This is a genomic window from Bacillus sp. JAS24-2 (assembly GCF_008274905.1).
Classification (GTDB): Bacteria; Bacillota; Bacilli; order Bacillales; family Bacillaceae_G; genus Bacillus_A; species Bacillus_A cereus.
Map to the genome: position 1 here is coordinate 4,251,966 of NZ_CP031068.1, position 17,389 is coordinate 4,269,354.

Consider the following 17,389-nt stretch of genomic DNA (forward strand, 5'->3'; position numbering starts at 1 on the left):
TCTTATCGTTGTCCGCATCATATCATATTCATTTCATAAAAAAACGAGATATTTGTCAGAGGAATTCGCCAAATAACCCTATATATTTATCTTATATGTATGCATTTGACTTCATTTGTAGAACAAAAAAACTAGATAGCAAAGACTATCTAGTTTTTCTCGCGAATATATTTTCGTACTTCAGAAATGAAATAAAGAGAACCCGTTATGATAAGAACATCATTTTCTGCTATCTTTTCAACTTTTGTATCAATTGCCTCTTTCCAATTTTCAAAAACTAATTTTGATTCTTTCTGTGAATATGATGCAAGCTTGTCAGCAGAAATAGCACGATCAAAGGCGAATGTTGTAAAAATAATTTCATCTGCAATGGTTTCTAATTGGCCTACCATGTTATGTAATTGTTTATCACCAAGGGCAGTAAATAACACTATTACATTTTTATCTTTGTAATGCGCTTCTACTGTTTTCACAAGGCTTTCGATACCTTCTGGATTATGAGCACCATCTATAATAATATCCGGGTTACTTTGCAGCTTTTCAAAGCGCCCAATCCAATATGCTTCCAGTAATCCCGTTCTTATTTCCTCTTCCTCAATTAAAAATGATAAATATGTTTTTACATACATTACTGCCATAAGTGCTAACGCTGCATTTCCTACTTGATGAATGCCTTTCATTGAGATTTGCAAATCTTCAAATGCAGAAAAAGGACAAGTAAAATCAAACTGTTCCCCATCTTCATTAGACTGTTTATGTAACGCTGTAAAATGCTTGCTAAGTTCGTATAAGTTTGCATGATTTTCCTTTGCAACATTTTGAATGACTTGCAAAGCTTCTTCATCTTGTACACCAGTAATTACCGGCACGCCAGACTTAATAATCCCCGCCTTTTCATATGCAATTTCCCCTAGTGTATTTCCTAAAATATGCATATGATCGTGACCGATATTCGTAATAATCGTGAGAACAGGGTGTATTACATTAGTAGAGTCAAAACGTCCACCAAGCCCTGTTTCAAATAAAACAACATCACAGAAATTGACTTTACCGAAATAGTAAATCGCCATAACAGTAATAATTTCAAACTCTGTCGCTTCCCCTAAATCCGTTTCATCTAGTTTTTCCACGACTGGTTTTACCATCTTTACAAGTTCAGTAATCTCTTCGTCTGCAATTGGTGTTCCATTCACACTAATGCGTTCATTAAATGATTCGATGTAAGGAGAGGTAAACGTTCCTACCTTATATTTCGCGCCTTCTAACATGTAACGCATATATGTTAACGTTGAACCTTTTCCATTTGTACCAGCAAGATGAACACATTTTATATGACGCTCTGGATTTCCAAGTTCTTCTAACATCCATCTCATTCTTTCTAATCCTGGCTTAATTCCAAATTTCAATCGGCTATGGATCCACCCTATCGCTTCTTCGTATGTATGTATCACGTATGTTTTTCCCCTTTCAAAAGACAACTTTCATAGTTCTATTATACGCAAAGAAAAGAGACTCACCAATATAGTGAGTCTCTAAAAACATTTTTACTTTTCAAGATCTGCTAGACGTTGACGAACTGCTTCGCGTTTTTCTAGGTAATCTTGCTCTTTCGCACGCTCTCCTTCAATAACCGCTGCAGGAGCTTTCGCTACGAAACCTTGGTTAGAAAGTTTCTTCTGTACACGTTCTACTTCTTTATCGAACTTCTCAAGTTCTTTCTCAAGACGAGCTCTCTCTTCATCAAGATTGATAAGATCAGCTAACGGTAAGAATAACTCTGCACCTGATACGATTGCAGTCATTGCTTTTTCTGGCGCTTGTAAGTCCGTTTGAATTGTTAATTCGCTTGGGTTACAGAAACGCTCAATGTAAGAGCTGTTTTTCGTAAGTTGAGCAAGTACAGCCTCATCTTTTGCTTTAATTTGCATTTGAACTTTTTTGCTCATTGGCGTATTTACTTCTGCACGGATATTACGAACAGAGCGAATGATATCAACTAGAAGGTGCATTTCTGCCGCAGCTTCCGTATCTTGTAAATCTTCGCGAACTGTTGGCCACGCAGCTACTGTAATAGATTCGCCTTCATGCGGTAAATGTTGCCAAATTTTCTCTGTTACGAATGGCATGAATGGGTGTAATAGACGCATTGTTTGATCTAATACGTAAGCTAAAATAGAACGAGTTGTTTTCTTAGCTGCTTCATCTTCACCGTATAGTGGAAGTTTCGCCATTTCAATATACCAATCACAGAAATCGTCCCAAATGAAGTTGTATAATGAACGACCAGCTTCACCAAACTCATATTTATCCATGTTACGTGTTACGCTTTCGATTGTTTCGTTTAAGCGCGTTAAGATCCACTTATCTGCTACTGATTTTTCACCAGTTAAATCGATTTCTTCATACTTCATATCATCCATGTTCATTAATACGAAACGTGATGCGTTCCAAATTTTATTAATGAAGTTCCAAGTAGATTCTACTTTTTCCATGCTGAAACGTAAATCTTGACCTGGTGCACTTCCTGTTGATAAGAAGAAACGCATTGCATCTGCACCGTACTTCTCGATAACATCCATTGGGTCAATACCGTTACCAAGAGATTTACTCATCTTACGACCTTGCTCGTCACGAACTAAACCGTGAATTAATACATCTTTAAATGGACGCTCTCCTGTAAACTCTAAACCTTGGAAAATCATACGAGATACCCAGAAGAAGATGATATCATAACCCGTTACTAGTGCATCTGTTGAATAGTAACGTTTGAAATCTGCTGAATCTTCATTTGGCCAACCAAGTGTTGAGAATGGCCATAACGCTGAACTGAACCATGTATCAAGTACGTCGTTATCTTGATTCCAGTTTTCAATATCTGCTGGTGCTTCTGTACCTACGTATACTTCACCAGTTTCTTTATGGTACCAAGCTGGAATACGGTGTCCCCACCATAATTGACGAGAAATACACCAGTCATGAATATTTTCCATCCAACGTAAATATGTGTTTTCAAAACGCTCTGGTACGAACGTTACTTTTTCTTCTTCTTTTTGTTGAAGCGCTACTGCTTTTTCAGCAAGTGGAGCCATTTTTACGAACCACTGTGTTGATAAATAAGGCTCAACAACTGCACCGCTACGCTCACTATGACCTACTGAATGCATATGTGGCTCGATTTCTACTAATACGCCAGCTTCTTGTAAGTCTTTTACTAATTCTTTACGGCATTCGAAACGATCCATACCGTTATACTTACCAGCTTTTTCGTTCATTGTTCCATCTTCGTTCATTACTAATATGCGTGGTAAGTCATGACGGTTACCTACTTCAAAGTCATTCGGGTCATGAGCTGGTGTAATTTTTACAACGCCCGTTCCGAAATCTTTTTCTACGTACTCATCAGCAATAATCGGAATCTCACGGCCTACGATTGGAAGTGTAACTGTTTTTCCGATTAAATGTTTGTAACGATCGTCTTCTGGATGAACTGCTACTGCTGTATCACCAAGCATCGTTTCTGGACGAGTTGTCGCAAGACGAATGTGACCAGAACCATCTGTTAACGGATAGTTCATATGATAGAATGCACCTTGAACTTCTTTATGAATTACTTCAATATCAGAAAGAGCTGTACGTGTTGCTGGATCCCAGTTGATGATATATTCACCACGGTAAATTAAGCCTTTTTCGTATAATTGAACGAATACTTTATTAACCGCATCTGATAAACCTTTGTCTAATGTGAAGCGTTCACGAGAATAGTCTAGTCCTAAACCAACTTTTCCCCATTGTTGACGAATGTGAGAAGCGTACTCTTCTTTCCACTCCCAAGCTTTTTCAAGAAATTTTTCACGGCCAAGATCGTAACGTGAAATACCTTCTTCACGAAGTTTTCCTTCTACTTTCGCTTGTGTTGCGATACCAGCATGGTCCATTCCTGGAAGCCATAGTACATCGTATCCTTGCATACGCTTCGTACGAGTTAAAATATCTTGAAGAGTTGTATCCCAAGCATGACCTAGGTGTAACTTACCAGTTACGTTCGGAGGTGGAATTACAATTGTATACGGTTGTTTCTTCTCGTCTCCTGTTGCTTCAAAATATTTGCCTTCAAGCCACCATTGATAAAGGCCTTCTTCAACGGACATATGATCATATTTAGTTGGTAAATTCTTTTCCGTGTTTGACATTATTTTCCCTCCTTAAAATAAAAAATGTCCCTCATCCAAAAAGGACGAGGGACATCGCGGTACCACCTTTATTTACAAACAAATTCATAATTTGCTTATACTCTTAATTTGATAACGGACAAATCCGTCTTTTCCTAATAAGAACTATTCCGTTCAGAAAAGATGCTCCAGGGCTACCTTCTAACATAACTATCTAGAGAATCTCCCAGCTAATGATTCTCCTCTCTGAAGACGTTTCATGTTATACTCTTCCCCTTCAAGGCATTTATATGATTGTTAATTATTATATACAATAGTGTAAAAAACGAAACCTTATTCGTCAAGATAAATTTAAAACTACAGCTTTTCGTGCCAAAAAAGAAGATAAGTAGAATCCTCTACTTATCTTCTTTACCCCGCTATTTGCGGGCAGTAAGACCTCCACCTCAAAACTCAGCTGAATCAAAGAAGTTAGATGGGAGCCCTGCTGCCCGTAAACGCCCAATTGGTGAAGGCTAATCATCAGCGGGGAATGCCTTTACTTTATCCGTTCCCTTGCTGGGCAGCTTGTAATTGCGACAGGAAATATTCTATATTGCTAACGAGCCAATGCGATTGTTGCAAACTCTTTACTCCGCGCAGTTCATTTTCCTCGTTGCGATTATCTCTTCTTTTCTTATAGGACTGGATTTGCCGAATAAATTGCGATGGATACGTCATATACGCAAACATAAGTAGTTGCTCTTCTTTCGTAAAAGGGAAATTTTTTTGATACATTTGAAACCATTCAAACCGATCACTTCTTGCAATTGGATATGTGTTTAAAGACCGTGAATAAAAACCTACTATATCTTGCACAGGCGTTGCAAACTTCGATTTTTCTAAACTAATAAAATAGCCATTCCGCTCATAGTCAAATAAAAAATGATTAAGTGACACATTACCATGCACAAAAGTAATACGCGTTTTCTCTTTTTCTTTCATCGCATCGTTCCACTCATTTAATTGCTTCGTTGCAAATTCACGCGCTCTCATTACATGATGATAGTACGTACAATATTGCAATTCAAACGGGGACATATACCATTTTGATTCAGATTCTACGAGAAACTCTTCTAACATCTCACCATCATTTTCCCAACGATCGGATATACTTGTATAATGTTTTTCTAAATCTTCTTCCGTATACGTTTCTTCCTTCACAGTTTTTTGATGCAACGTTCCAAGTGTCTGAAACATTTTATGGTATTGATCATTGTCCTCACCGTTTCCTTCTGCACGTTCTAACCAAGGCATTAAATAATAATTATACGTCCCGTCACTTAAAATATAACTTCCATCCGTCGCATGATATATAGGTACATAATTTGAAAAACCTTTCTCCTTCAAATATTGAATATGATGCAGAAAGTTATTCCGCTCTAACTTTCTGCCTTCTATTTTCTTGAGTGCATATGGACCTTGATTCGTATAAATTTTCATTACATTTCCGTGCTCTTCCATATGCTGCGTATCCAATCTATATTGCCTCACGATAGGTTCATAGTGATTTCGCAACTCAATATCCATACGAATAACCCTTTCTATTCAAAACATAGCCTCTAAGAAAGGAAGTGAGTGAAAACACTCACTTCCTTATTTCGTCTTTACCCTTGAAACGGGAATATAAATAATTTGCCCCGTATTTAAAAATATATCTTCTGTTTGATTAACACGGTATAAATTTTGTACAGACGTTTCATAACGGTCTGCAATAGATTCAATTGTATCCCCTTCTTGCACGAAATACATTCTTAACTTTGTAAATTCTTCTTCCGGTTCTTTCGTAAATAGTTTTGTTAAATAAAGCGCATTTTCATCTCGCTGTGAGTACTCTTCTTCTTGTTCTTCCTGCTTTTTCGCTTTTTCTTTCTTGAAATCTTTTCGTCCGAACAGTTCAAATTGCGGCGTTGTTTCTTGCTCCTCTTCACGTTCCACAAATTCATGTTCTTCTATTTTCTCTTCTTCTAATTCCTGCTCTTTTCTTTCCTCTAATTGGAACGGTTCAAATGCGTAATCTTCCCACTCATCTGATTCCTTATATGCTGGTTCTTCTACATGCGGCGCCGGTCTATTTTCATCCTCTTGCGCTGAATCTTCTTCTAACTCAGCATACACCGTTTCTTCCTCTTCCTCTTCAACTTCATCCTCGCTTCTCTCTTCATCACACAAACCGGTAATAGATATATCCGCTAATAATTGTAAGCAACCATTTTCCTTTAATTCATAATCAAATTCCTCGATTGATACATATAGCTCTTCAATTACTTTCACTCGATTTCTCGGAATTGATATTTCAAGTGGAAAGGAATGAACAAGTTCATTAACCCCATCTTCTCTTGTTTCTACATAATCAATTGACTTTGCTGGCGATAGTTCTCTTAATGAATACGCTGAATCATCTTTTCGTGCAACATACTCTCCCGTTAAATCTAATTGTCCTCTCACGATTACTTCATGATCAAGCTCTTCTATCTCAACGTCTGGATCTAACGAAATTGACAAAAGTTCTTCGACTTCCTGTCCTTTTTGGAACCACACAGATTCTTTTAATGAAAATCGTAATGAATGATCTGCAGCCACTTCTTTTCCCCCTCCCAAACTATATGTCATTACAGATTTATGTGCGGAAAGCTTACTTTATGAATAAAAAAAATCGCTCCCCTTACGGAGAGCGATTTTCTCTAATACATTACGCTTTTAATTTTGACATTGCAATTTCAGCTGCTGCAATCGTCGCTTCAATATCTGCATCACTATGTGCTGTCGATAAGAATAAACCTTCGAATTGAGATGGCGGTAAGAATACACCTTGTTCTACCATTTCACGATAGTAAGCCGCAAAGAATTCTAAGTTTGAAGATTTTGCTGCATCGTAATTAATAACGGGTTCATCTGTAAAGAAAATACCAATCATAGAGCCTGCACGGTTAATATGGTGCGGAATGCCATGTTTTTCAGCTGCTTTACGTAATCCAGCTTCTAACATTTCAGCTTTACGCTCAAATTCTACATATGATTCTGGCGTTAACTGTACTAACGTTTCATAACCTGCCGCCATTGCAAGTGGGTTACCTGATAAAGTACCAGCTTGGTAAATCGGTCCGCTTGGCGCAACTTGGCGCATAATTTCCGCTTTACCACCGTATGCTCCTACTGGTAAACCACCACCGATTACTTTACCTAAGCATGTTAAATCAGGCGTTACGCCATAATAACCTTGGCCACAATTATAAGCTACTCGGAACCCTGTCATTACTTCATCAAAAATAAGCAATGCACCGTTTTGTTCTGTTACTTCACGAAGACCTTCTAAAAATCCAGGCTGCGGAGGAACAACCCCCATATTTCCTGCTACTGGTTCTACAATTACACAAGCAATATCATCACCGAATTGTTCAAACGCGTATTTTACACTTTCTAAATCGTTATAAGCTACTGTAATCGTATTTTTCGCTACACCTTCTGGTACACCAGGACTATCTGGTAAACCTAAAGTCGCCACACCAGAACCAGCTTTAATTAATAACGAATCACCATGACCGTGGTAACAACCGATAAATTTCAAGATTTTATTACGACCTGTATAACCACGAGCTAAACGTAGTGCACTCATTGTTGCTTCCGTTCCAGAGTTAACCATACGCACAATCTCAATTGATGGCACGCGCTCAATAACAAGTTTTGCTAATTTATTTTCAATTTCTGTTGGTGCACCGAAGCTTGTACCTCTTTCAGCAACAGATTTTAACGCTTCTACAACACGATCATTTGCATGACCATGAATTAAAGGACCCCATGATAATACGTAGTCGATGTATTCATTCCCATCGATATCATATACTTTAGAGCCTTTTCCACGCTCCATAAACAACGGATTCATCCCAACAGACTTAAAGGCACGAACCGGGCTATTTACGCCACCAGGCATTAAGTCTTGCGCCTCTTCAAACGCTGCAATTGACTTATCAAACTTTTTCATTATTTAGCGCCTCCTTCTTGTAACCATCTTGCTGCATCTTTTGCATGATACGTAATAATTAAATCTGCTCCTGCACGTTTCATACTAATTAATTTTTCAAGAACAACTTCTTTTTCATTAATCCAACCATTTTGCGCTGCCGCTTTAATCATCGAATATTCACCACTTACATTATAAGCGACAACTGGTAAATTAAAGTTATTTTTCACATCACGAACGATATCTAAGTAAGAAAGCGCTGGTTTTACGATTAAGAAGTCTGCACCTTCCATTACATCTGATTCTGCTTCACGGAATGCTTCCATACGGTTTGCCGGATCCATTTGATATGTTTTACGGTCACCAAATTGCGGTGCACCGTGCGCAGCATCACGGAATGGTCCATAAAATGCTGATGAATATTTCACAGCGTACGACATAACTGGCACGTGTCCAAAACCATTTTCGTCTAATGCATGGCGAATTGCTGTTACGAAGCCGTCCATCATGTTTGATGGCGCAATAATGTCCGCTCCTGCTTTCGCTTGACTTACAGCTGTTTTCGCAAGAACTGCAAGAGACTCGTCATTTAAAATAATACCATCTTCAATTACACCGCAATGACCATGGCTTGTAAATTGACATAAACATGTGTCTGCAACTACTACTAGCTCAGGGAAATCACCTTTAATTTGCTGAATAGCACGTTGTACAATTCCATGATCACAATATGCTGATGATCCAACTTCATCTTTTTCAGCAGGTAAACCAAATACAATAACAGAACGAATACCTAAATCAACAACTTCTTGCATTTCAGCTTGCAATAAATCTAAAGACATTTGATATACGCCTGGCATAGAAGGAACTTCATTACGAACATTTTCACCTTCTAATACAAAAATAGGGTAAATAAAATCTTCCGTATGTAAAAACGTTTCACGCACAAGCGCACGCATGCCCCCGCTTTGTCTTAAACGACGATGACGATTAAATTGTAAAGAGTTCATAGATTTCTATCCCCATTCTTTCATTTTATAGATTCACAAACACATTGTAGTAATGCTTCTACAGTGTACTCTTTCGGCACAATAACAGACGGAAAATAAAGACTTGCCTCTTTTTCCGTAATAGGTCCTATACAAGCAATTGTACATTTTTTTGTCCATTCTCTCCAGTTTGTACCCTTAAGTAAACGAACAAAACTAGTAACAGTTGAAGGGCTCGTAAATGTAATAATGTCTACTTTCCCTAACTTCAATGCCGCTATAAGCTCTTGCTTTTTTTCTATATTCACTTTCGTACCGTATACGGTTAGCTCATCTAGAGAAACACCAATTTCCCGTAGGGCAACCGGAATTACCTCTCTTGCTAAATTCCCTTTCGGAAATAAAATACGTTCATTTCCACTTAATTCTTTTAGAAACTCTTCTGCAAATGCTTCTGCAACAAATGAAGTCGGAACAAAATGAACTTGATAGCCCCTTTTTTCTAACTCTAATTTTGTTTTCACACCTACCGCAGCGATTTTAATGGTTAGTGGTAGTTTCTTTTTTAAACTATCTAGAAAAAAAGCTACACCATTTCTGCTCGTAAAAATAACCCAGTCGTATGAATGTAGCTGCTCTTCAATATGTTGAATTTGCCTATGAGACATACCTTCCATACGCAAAAGCGGAATTTCCAATGGAATTCCGCTCTTTTCTTTCACTGCTACACTCATTTGTTTCGCTTGATGCTGGGCACGTGTAATCAATACCGTTTTTCCAGCGAGAGCGTTCATATTTATTGTTGCTCCTTATTTGCAGCAAGAATGAGTTCTTTGGCGCCTTGCTTAATTAAACGGTCCGCGGCCTCTAATCCTACTTCCTCAGGATTAGTACCCACTACTGTCTCTTTTAATAAAACAGAGCCATCCATAGAGCCGACAAGAGCTGTTAATTCGATTGCATCGTTTTCTGTAAGGGTTGCATATCCAGCAATTGGAACTTGGCATCCACCTTCAAGTTTATGAAGAAATACTCGCTCCGCTGCCACTGTTCTTTCTGTTATCGTATCATTAATATGCGCTAACAATTGCAATAAATCCTTATCATCCTCACGACACTCAATCGCTAATGCACCTTGTCCTACAGCAGGTACACATAACGCTTCATCTAAATGTTCTGTAATAACTTCATCATCCCAGCCCATTCTTTGTAATCCAGCTGTCGCTAAAATAATCGCATCGTAATCTTCTTCTTTTAATTTACGTAAACGTGTATCGATATTCCCGCGAATCCACTTAACTTGTAAATCTGGTCTCGCAGCGAGTAGCTGTGCACTACGTCTTAAACTACTCGTACCTAAAATAGCACCTTCCGCTAACTCTTTAAACGATGCTCCATTTTTTGAGATAAAAGCATCACGAGGGTCAACACGCTTTGGTGTACAGCCAATCATTAAACCTTCTGGAAGTACGGCTGGCATATCTTTCATACTATGTACAGCCATATCGATTTCTTTCGTAAGTAGCGCATGTTCAATCTCTTTTACAAACAAGCCTTTGCCGCCTACTTTTGAAAGAGTAACATCTAAAATAACATCACCTTTTGTGACAATTTCTTTCACTTCAAATTCATATGGTAGACCTAGGGCTTTTAACTGATCAATAAACCAGTTTGTTTGCGTTAATGCTAGTTTACTCTTTCGTGATCCTACAATAATTTTGCGCATAATTCTCTCTCCTCATTATAAATACCAAAAGTGGAAATTGGATAAACTGCTTAATAGAAAAATGTTTACTAGCATTACGAGAAACGATCCGATATTCCACTGTACAATTTTCTTACCTTGCAACACATCTGCCGCTCGTAAATATAAACCTGTGCAATACACAAATAGAACGACAAAAGATCCGATTACTTTCGTATCATACCAATGGAAATTATCCAATTTTGTATATCCCCATATACATCCTAATAAAATTGCTAGTAAGAAAAATGGAACAGAAAATAAATTTAATCCGTAAGACATAGATTCTAGCTTCGGTAAATTCCCTAACCTTCTTAATCTCGCATTCCATTTTTTCTTTTTTAATAGGCGATATTGTAATAAGTACATAATAGAAAAAATGAACGATACAGTAAACGTTGCGTAAGAAATAATTGCCATACCGACATGCACGTATACAAGTTCTGAAACTAATTGTTCCGCAAGTACTGGCGACATCTTTCCGAGCGGTGTAAAAATAGAAAAAGCGCTTACGCCAAATGCAACAACATTTGTAAAAAAGACTAAAAAGTCGATTCTCATAAATCGATTAATGACTAACGACATCGTAATCAATAACCAAACATAAAAATAAATCCCTGATAATAAAGTTAAAATAGGATTCGTTTCTGAATCTGTAGCCCTAAGCAACATAAAAATAGACTGCAGGACCCATACAATCGCAAGTAACCAAAAAGCAAATCGGTTCGCCTTTCGGTTACTTTGGAAATAATCTATAAAATATAAACTAATGCTACAAGCATATAAAATAATTGCAATATGATAAATAATACTGTTATTTAAAAAACTCATCCGATCATCCTTCCAAATTATAAAGATGGAACGGATGGTGTCCACACTTTTTTATGTTCTACTTCTTCCGCACAACTCTCTACGTCTTCCGTTTCTAAATCGAAAATCTTCGCAAATAACGCTAATTTTTCGCTCGCTCCCTCTTCAGCAGCTATTTCTTTCGCTACTAAAATTGGGTCTTTTAATAATTGATTAATAATACTTTTCGTATGCTTACTAATGACTTTTTTCTCACGATCACTAAGGTTTGGTATTTTTCGCTCTAGGCTTACCATCGTTTCACTTTGGATTGCAAGTGCCTTATCACGAAGAGCTGATATTAATGGAACAACACCAAGTGTACTTAACCACGTTTTAAATAGAACAATTTCCTCTTCAATCATAAATTGAATTTTCTCTGCTTCTTTCAAACGCTCAGCACGGTTTGCCTCCACTACTCCTTGTAAATCATCAATATCATACAAGAAAGAACCTTCTAGCTCATCAATCGCTGGATCAATATCACGTGGCACTGCAATGTCAACCATAAACAAAGGGCGACCAGAGCGCATTTTCTCTACCTTCGTCATCATCTCTTTCGTAATGACATACTCCGATGCACCAGTTGAACTAATTAAAATATCTGCTTCTAATAATGCACATTGTAATTCGCTTAACGATTTTGCATGTCCCATATATTTCTCAGCCATTACTTCTGCTTTCGAAAGCGTCCTATTCATAACTGTTACTTTACGAGCACCACTTCCATATAAGTTTTGCAGTGCAAGTTCGCCCATTTTACCAGCACCAAGAATAAGCACATGACAATCTGTTAACTCGCCAAATATTTTCTTTCCAAGCTCAACAGCAGCATAACTAACAGACATCGCACTTTCCCCGATTGTTGTTTCTGAGTGGGCACGTTTTGCTAATGTAATGACTTGCTTAAACAATTCATTAAAAATTGTGCCTGTTGCTTTAACTTGTTGCGCTTCTAAAAAGCTATCTTTTATTTGACCTAAAATCTGCGTTTCTCCGACTACCATAGAATCTAAACCGCACGTTACGCGGAATAAATGATCTATTGCACCATCTTGTTCAAAAATAGTTAAATATGGCGCGACTTCTTCTATTTCAAGCTGAAACCAATCAGCTAAAAACTTCTTAATATAATACCGTCCCGTGTGTAATTGATCGACAACAGCATAAATCTCAGTGCGATTACAAGTTGATACAATGACATTCTCTAACACGCTCTTTTGATTTTGTAATGTAGTCATCGCTCGCTCTAGTTCTGCTGCCTGAAATGTGAGTTTCTCACGAAATTCTACAGGGGCTGTTCGATAATTTACACTAACAACAAGAATATGCACGCAGCATGTCCCCCTTCACCCGTTTTATCACTTTATCTACTATCATAATACAACTTTCCTCTTATGAATCTGACAATCGTGTGAACAACCGATTATTTTTTAATTATTCTCCGTATGTAATAAAGGAGATTCAGTAACACTAATAAAAAAAACTTCTACTTTATAATGATTATAAATTAATAACTCTATTTGTACGTTACCAAAAAAAGCCCTCATAATCAAGTGATGGAAACTATTCCATATAAATTATAACATCATCTTCCCTATCTTCTTTCATCATGAAGGAAAATATGTATGATTGTTCCAAAATGCAACAAAGACTTTCTCAATACAATGTATTTGACATTGTATTTCTTTTTCGTTATATTGGTTTTACAAAATTAAATTGTGCACAACTTAATTAGAAGGGAGTTATTTATGACAGAGGACTCTTTGCATCTAGATAACCAACTTTGTTTTTCTATTTACGCCTGCTCTAGAGAGGTTACTCGTTTTTATCGACCTTATTTAGAAGAAATGGGTATTACGTATCCCCAGTACATTACTTTACTCGTACTATGGGAGCAAGATGGACTAACAGTAAAAGAAATTGGAGAACGTCTATTTTTAGATTCTGGTACGTTAACACCTATGTTAAAACGCATGGAATCATTAAAACTTGTAAAACGTGTTCGTTCCAAAGAAGACGAGCGAAAAGTTTGTATTGAATTAACAGAACAAGGCAAAGATTTAAAGGAAAAGGCTTGTTCATTACCGACAACGATGGCTACAAACTTAGGAATTACAGAGCAAGAATATCGCTCTTTATTAATTCAACTAAATAAACTAATTGACACAATGAAAACAATTAATGATGGAAAAGGGGAATAAATATGGATAAATTATATACTGCTTCAGTAACAGCAACAGGTGGAAGAAATGGGAAAGTAGTTTCAGATGATGGCATATTAAATCTTGATGTAAAAATGCCGAAAGCACTAGGTGGTGCAGGCGGAGAAGCAACAAATCCAGAACAACTATTTGCAGCTGGTTATGCAGCTTGTTTCGATAGTGCATTACAACTTGTCATTCGTACAAAACGTGTGAAAGTAGAAAGTACAGAAGTAACTGCTCACGTTTCTATCGGAAAAGATACAGATGGTGGTTTCGGTCTATCTGCTGTACTTGATGTACATGTGGCTGGCGTTTCACATAGCGAAGCACAAGAACTTGTAGAAGCGGCTCACGGTGTATGTCCTTACTCGAAAGCAACACGAGGAAATATTGAAGTTACATTAAACGTACGCTAAAAAATTTAGCAAAACAAAAACGCGCGACATTCGTCACGCGTTTTTTGTTTTTGTAAATTTATGAATTGCTTTCCACGCTTCTTCTTTTCCAAGTCCTGTTTCAGAAGAGAATAGAACAATTTCATCGCCAATTTCAACAGCAAGCGTTTCTTTTACAACTTTTAAATGCTTTTGCCATTTCCCTTTCGGAATTTTATCGGCTTTCGTCGCAATAATAATTGTTGGGATTTCATAATGCTTTAAGAAATCATACATCATCACGTCATCACTTGTTGGTTGGTGACGTAAATCAACTACTAATACAGCTGCGTCTAATTGCTCACGGGTTGTAAAGTACGTTTCAATCATTTTCCCCCATGCAGCGCGCTCCGATTTAGATACTTTTGCATATCCATAACCTGGAACGTCAACAAAGTGCATCATCTCATTGATTAAGAAAAAGTTCAGCGTTTGCGTTTTTCCTGGTTTAGAAGAAATACGCACTAACTTTTTACGATTTAAAATTTTATTAATAAAGGAAGACTTCCCCACATTTGAACGACCTGCTAATGCAATTTCTGGTAAATCACTGTCTGGATATTGTTCTGGTTTAACAGCACTAATTACAATATCTGCTTTTGTTACTTTCATTGTTTCACTCCTACTAATGCGTGCTCCAATACTTCATCTAAATGAGATGCAAGCACAAACGTAAGGTTTTCTTTTACGCTCTCTGGAATATCATCTAAATCTTTCTCGTTTTCTGCTGGCAAAATAATTTTTGTTAAGCCTGCGCGGTGAGCACTTAATGTTTTTTCTTTTAAACCACCAATTGGTAATACACGACCACGAAGTGTAATTTCACCTGTCATACCCACTTCTTTACTTACAGGAATACCTGTTAGCGCAGAAATAAGTGCCGTTGCCATCGTAATACCTGCTGACGGTCCGTCTTTTGGAACTGCTCCTTCTGGAACGTGAATATGAATATCATTTTTCTCATGGAAATTCGGATCGATCTGAAGCTCTTCTGCACGAGAACGTATATAACTAAACGCAGCTTGTGCTGATTCTTTCATAACATCCCCAAGTTTCCCTGTTAAAATTAGTTTCCCTTTTCCTGGCGCTACAGAAACTTCAATGGCAAGTGTATCGCCGCCTGCTGCTGTGTAAGCTAGACCTGTTGCCATACCAACTTGGTCTGTTTTTTCAGCTTGCCCATAACGGAATATGTGTTTACCAAGTAAATCAACAATCTTTTTCTCTGTCACAACGATACGTTTACGTTCTGCTGTAACGATAATCTTCGCTACTTTACGGCAAACTTTTGCAATTTGGCGCTCTAGCGTACGAACACCAGCCTCACGTGTATAATAACGAATAATCTCAAGCAGCGCTTCATCACGCACTTGTAAATTACCTTTTCGTAAGCCATGTTCTTTTAATTGTTTCGGCAATAAATGCTCACGAGCAATGTGTACTTTTTCAAGTTCTGTATAGCCAGCAATCGAAATGATTTCCATGCGGTCAAGTAATGGACCTGGAATACTTGAAAGTGTATTAGCAGTTGCTACAAACATAACTTTTGATAGATCATATGGTTCTTCAATGTAATGATCACTGAAGTTATGGTTTTGTTCTGGATCTAATACTTCAAGTAATGCCGCTGATGGATCTCCACGGAAATCGTTAGACATTTTATCAATCTCATCTAATAAGAAGACTGGATTAACTGTTTTCGCCTTTTTCATACCTTGAATAATGCGTCCTGGCATTGCTCCAACATATGTACGACGGTGACCACGAATTTCAGATTCATCACGCACACCACCAAGAGATACACGGACGAAGTTACGATTCAATGATGTTGCAATTGAACGCGCTAATGAAGTTTTGCCGACCCCAGGAGGGCCTACTAAACAAAGGATAGGTCCTTTTAATGAATTCGTTAACTTCTGTACAGCTAAATATTCAAGTACACGCTCTTTCACTTTTTCAAGACCGTAATGATCGTTATTTAAAATCTCTTCCGAATGAGCAAGATCAATTATATCTTCTGTTGCCTCTGTCCACGGAAGCGCTAATAACCAATCAATATAATTGCGAATAACACCACTCTCCGCAGAACTTGCTGGTAACTTTTCATAACGATCTAATTCTTTCAGGGCAGCCTTCATTGTTTCTTCCGGCATTCCTGACTGTTCAATTTTCTCACGAAGTTCTTCTACTTCTCCGCCCTTGCCTTCTTTGTCGCCAAGTTCAGTTTGAATCGCCTTCATTTGCTCACGTAAGAAATATTCTTTTTGCGTGCGCTCCATGGAACGTTTCACTTTTTGCCCAATTTTCTTTTCTAGGCTAAGTAACTCTTGTTCATCTTGAATAATTGAAATAAGTGTTTGTAATCGTTCTTTTACAGATACAATCTCTAAAATCTCTTGTTTCTGCTTCGTTTTAATCGGCAAGTGAGAAGCAATTAAATCAGCTAATCTCCCTGGTTCTTCCACATCAGCTACCGTTGCAAAAGTTTCATTTGAAACTTTTTTCGAAACTTTAATATATTGTTCGAAATGCTCCAGTAACGTACGCATAAAAGCTTTCTCTTCTAAATCATCTTCTACTTCTTCAGTTACCGTTTTAATAGACACTTGTACTACATTTTCTTCTTCGATAAACTCTATTACTTCTGCTCTATGTAAACCTTCCACAAGGACACGAAGCGTACCGTTCGGCAATTTTAACATTTGCTTCACTTTCGCCACTGTACCTACACTATATATGTCATCTTCTTTCGGATCATCGATATTCATTTCTTTTTGCATTGCTAAAAAGATGATATTTTCATCCATTGCCGCCTGCTCTAGTGCTTGTATCGATTTATCACGTCCTACATCAAGATGCAAAACCATCGTTGGATATACGAGAACGCCTCTTAATGGTAGGAGGGGCACGATTCTTTCGTTCGTATTCATACTAGACATAGCACCTCCATAATAAATTAAACTCCTGTTCAACTATTTTATATTACAATACACCTAG

14 protein-coding genes and 1 other annotated feature are annotated in these 17,389 nt (G+C 37.5%); of the genes, 2 read left to right on the plus strand and 12 right to left on the minus strand.

The window, feature by feature from the left end:
• Positions 1 to 149 precede the first annotated feature (149 nt).
• The 10 genes from DN407_RS22075 to hemA all read right to left on the minus strand — a co-directional run bounded on the left by DN407_RS22075 (position 150) and on the right by hemA (position 13,085).
• Positions 150 to 1,451, minus strand: coding sequence for a bifunctional folylpolyglutamate synthase/dihydrofolate synthase (locus DN407_RS22075; protein WP_000582070.1), 1,302 nt, complete (start codon positions 1,449 to 1,451; stop codon positions 150 to 152).
• Positions 1,452 to 1,544: 93 nt separating this feature from the next.
• Positions 1,545 to 4,190 carry a valine--tRNA ligase gene (locus tag DN407_RS22080; RefSeq protein WP_000072250.1) on the minus strand — a complete coding sequence of 882 codons (2,646 nt, stop codon included), beginning with the start codon at positions 4,188 to 4,190 and terminating at the stop codon, positions 1,545 to 1,547.
• Between the two features lie 37 nt (positions 4,191 to 4,227).
• Positions 4,228 to 4,459: a binding site (T-box leader), on the minus strand.
• A 253-nt stretch (positions 4,460 to 4,712) separates the two neighbouring features.
• Positions 4,713 to 5,738 carry a spore coat protein YsxE gene (gene ysxE, locus DN407_RS22090; protein ID WP_000350658.1) on the minus strand — a complete coding sequence of 342 codons (1,026 nt, stop codon included), beginning with the start codon at positions 5,736 to 5,738 and terminating at the stop codon, positions 4,713 to 4,715.
• Positions 5,739 to 5,804: 66 nt separating this feature from the next.
• Positions 5,805 to 6,821 (minus strand): stage VI sporulation protein D, encoded by a 1,017-nt coding sequence (gene spoVID, locus DN407_RS22095; RefSeq protein ID WP_141444320.1) that lies wholly within the window; start codon positions 6,819 to 6,821, stop codon positions 5,805 to 5,807.
• A 79-nt stretch (positions 6,822 to 6,900) separates the two neighbouring features.
• The gene (hemL, locus tag DN407_RS22100) at positions 6,901 to 8,190 is read right to left on the minus strand and encodes a glutamate-1-semialdehyde 2,1-aminomutase (RefSeq protein WP_000712943.1); all 1,290 of its coding nucleotides are present in this window, start codon (positions 8,188 to 8,190) and stop codon (positions 6,901 to 6,903) included.
• Positions 8,190 to 9,179, minus strand: coding sequence for a porphobilinogen synthase (hemB, locus tag DN407_RS22105; protein ID WP_001087065.1), 990 nt, complete (start codon positions 9,177 to 9,179; stop codon positions 8,190 to 8,192). The genes hemL and hemB overlap by 1 nt, the downstream gene beginning before the upstream one ends.
• A gap of 20 nt (positions 9,180 to 9,199) precedes the next feature.
• Positions 9,200 to 9,952, minus strand: coding sequence for a uroporphyrinogen-III synthase (gene hemD, locus DN407_RS22110; protein ID WP_000992350.1), 753 nt, complete (start codon positions 9,950 to 9,952; stop codon positions 9,200 to 9,202).
• Positions 9,953 to 9,954: 2 nt separating this feature from the next.
• The gene (hemC, locus tag DN407_RS22115; protein WP_001226396.1) at positions 9,955 to 10,884 is read right to left on the minus strand and encodes a hydroxymethylbilane synthase; all 930 of its coding nucleotides are present in this window, start codon (positions 10,882 to 10,884) and stop codon (positions 9,955 to 9,957) included.
• A gap of 15 nt (positions 10,885 to 10,899) precedes the next feature.
• The gene (locus tag DN407_RS22120; protein WP_000008991.1) at positions 10,900 to 11,733 is read right to left on the minus strand and encodes a cytochrome c biogenesis protein; all 834 of its coding nucleotides are present in this window, start codon (positions 11,731 to 11,733) and stop codon (positions 10,900 to 10,902) included.
• Between the two features lie 17 nt (positions 11,734 to 11,750).
• Positions 11,751 to 13,085: a glutamyl-tRNA reductase gene (gene hemA, locus DN407_RS22125; RefSeq protein ID WP_000547867.1), complete on the minus strand. Its 1,335-nt coding sequence runs from the start codon at positions 13,083 to 13,085 to the stop codon at positions 11,751 to 11,753.
• Positions 13,086 to 13,502: 417 nt separating this feature from the next.
• On the opposite strand from hemA, the gene DN407_RS22130 reads away from it, so the two are divergent.
• Together DN407_RS22130 and DN407_RS22135 are read left to right on the plus strand one after the other, a co-directional pair.
• Positions 13,503 to 13,955, plus strand: coding sequence for a MarR family winged helix-turn-helix transcriptional regulator (locus DN407_RS22130; protein ID WP_000133916.1), 453 nt, complete (start codon positions 13,503 to 13,505; stop codon positions 13,953 to 13,955).
• A gap of 2 nt (positions 13,956 to 13,957) precedes the next feature.
• Positions 13,958 to 14,374 carry an organic hydroperoxide resistance protein gene (locus tag DN407_RS22135; RefSeq protein WP_000359781.1) on the plus strand — a complete coding sequence of 139 codons (417 nt, stop codon included), beginning with the start codon at positions 13,958 to 13,960 and terminating at the stop codon, positions 14,372 to 14,374.
• Positions 14,375 to 14,407: 33 nt separating this feature from the next.
• On the opposite strand, the gene ysxC is transcribed toward DN407_RS22135, so the two are convergent.
• A complete protein-coding gene (gene ysxC / locus DN407_RS22140; RefSeq protein WP_000869116.1) occupies positions 14,408 to 15,004 on the minus strand; it encodes a ribosome biogenesis GTP-binding protein YsxC in 597 nt (198 codons plus the stop codon).
• A complete protein-coding gene (gene lon / locus DN407_RS22145; RefSeq protein ID WP_000097285.1) occupies positions 15,001 to 17,331 on the minus strand; it encodes an endopeptidase La in 2,331 nt (776 codons plus the stop codon). The genes ysxC and lon overlap by 4 nt, the downstream gene beginning before the upstream one ends.
• Positions 17,332 to 17,389: the final 58 nt, after the last annotated feature.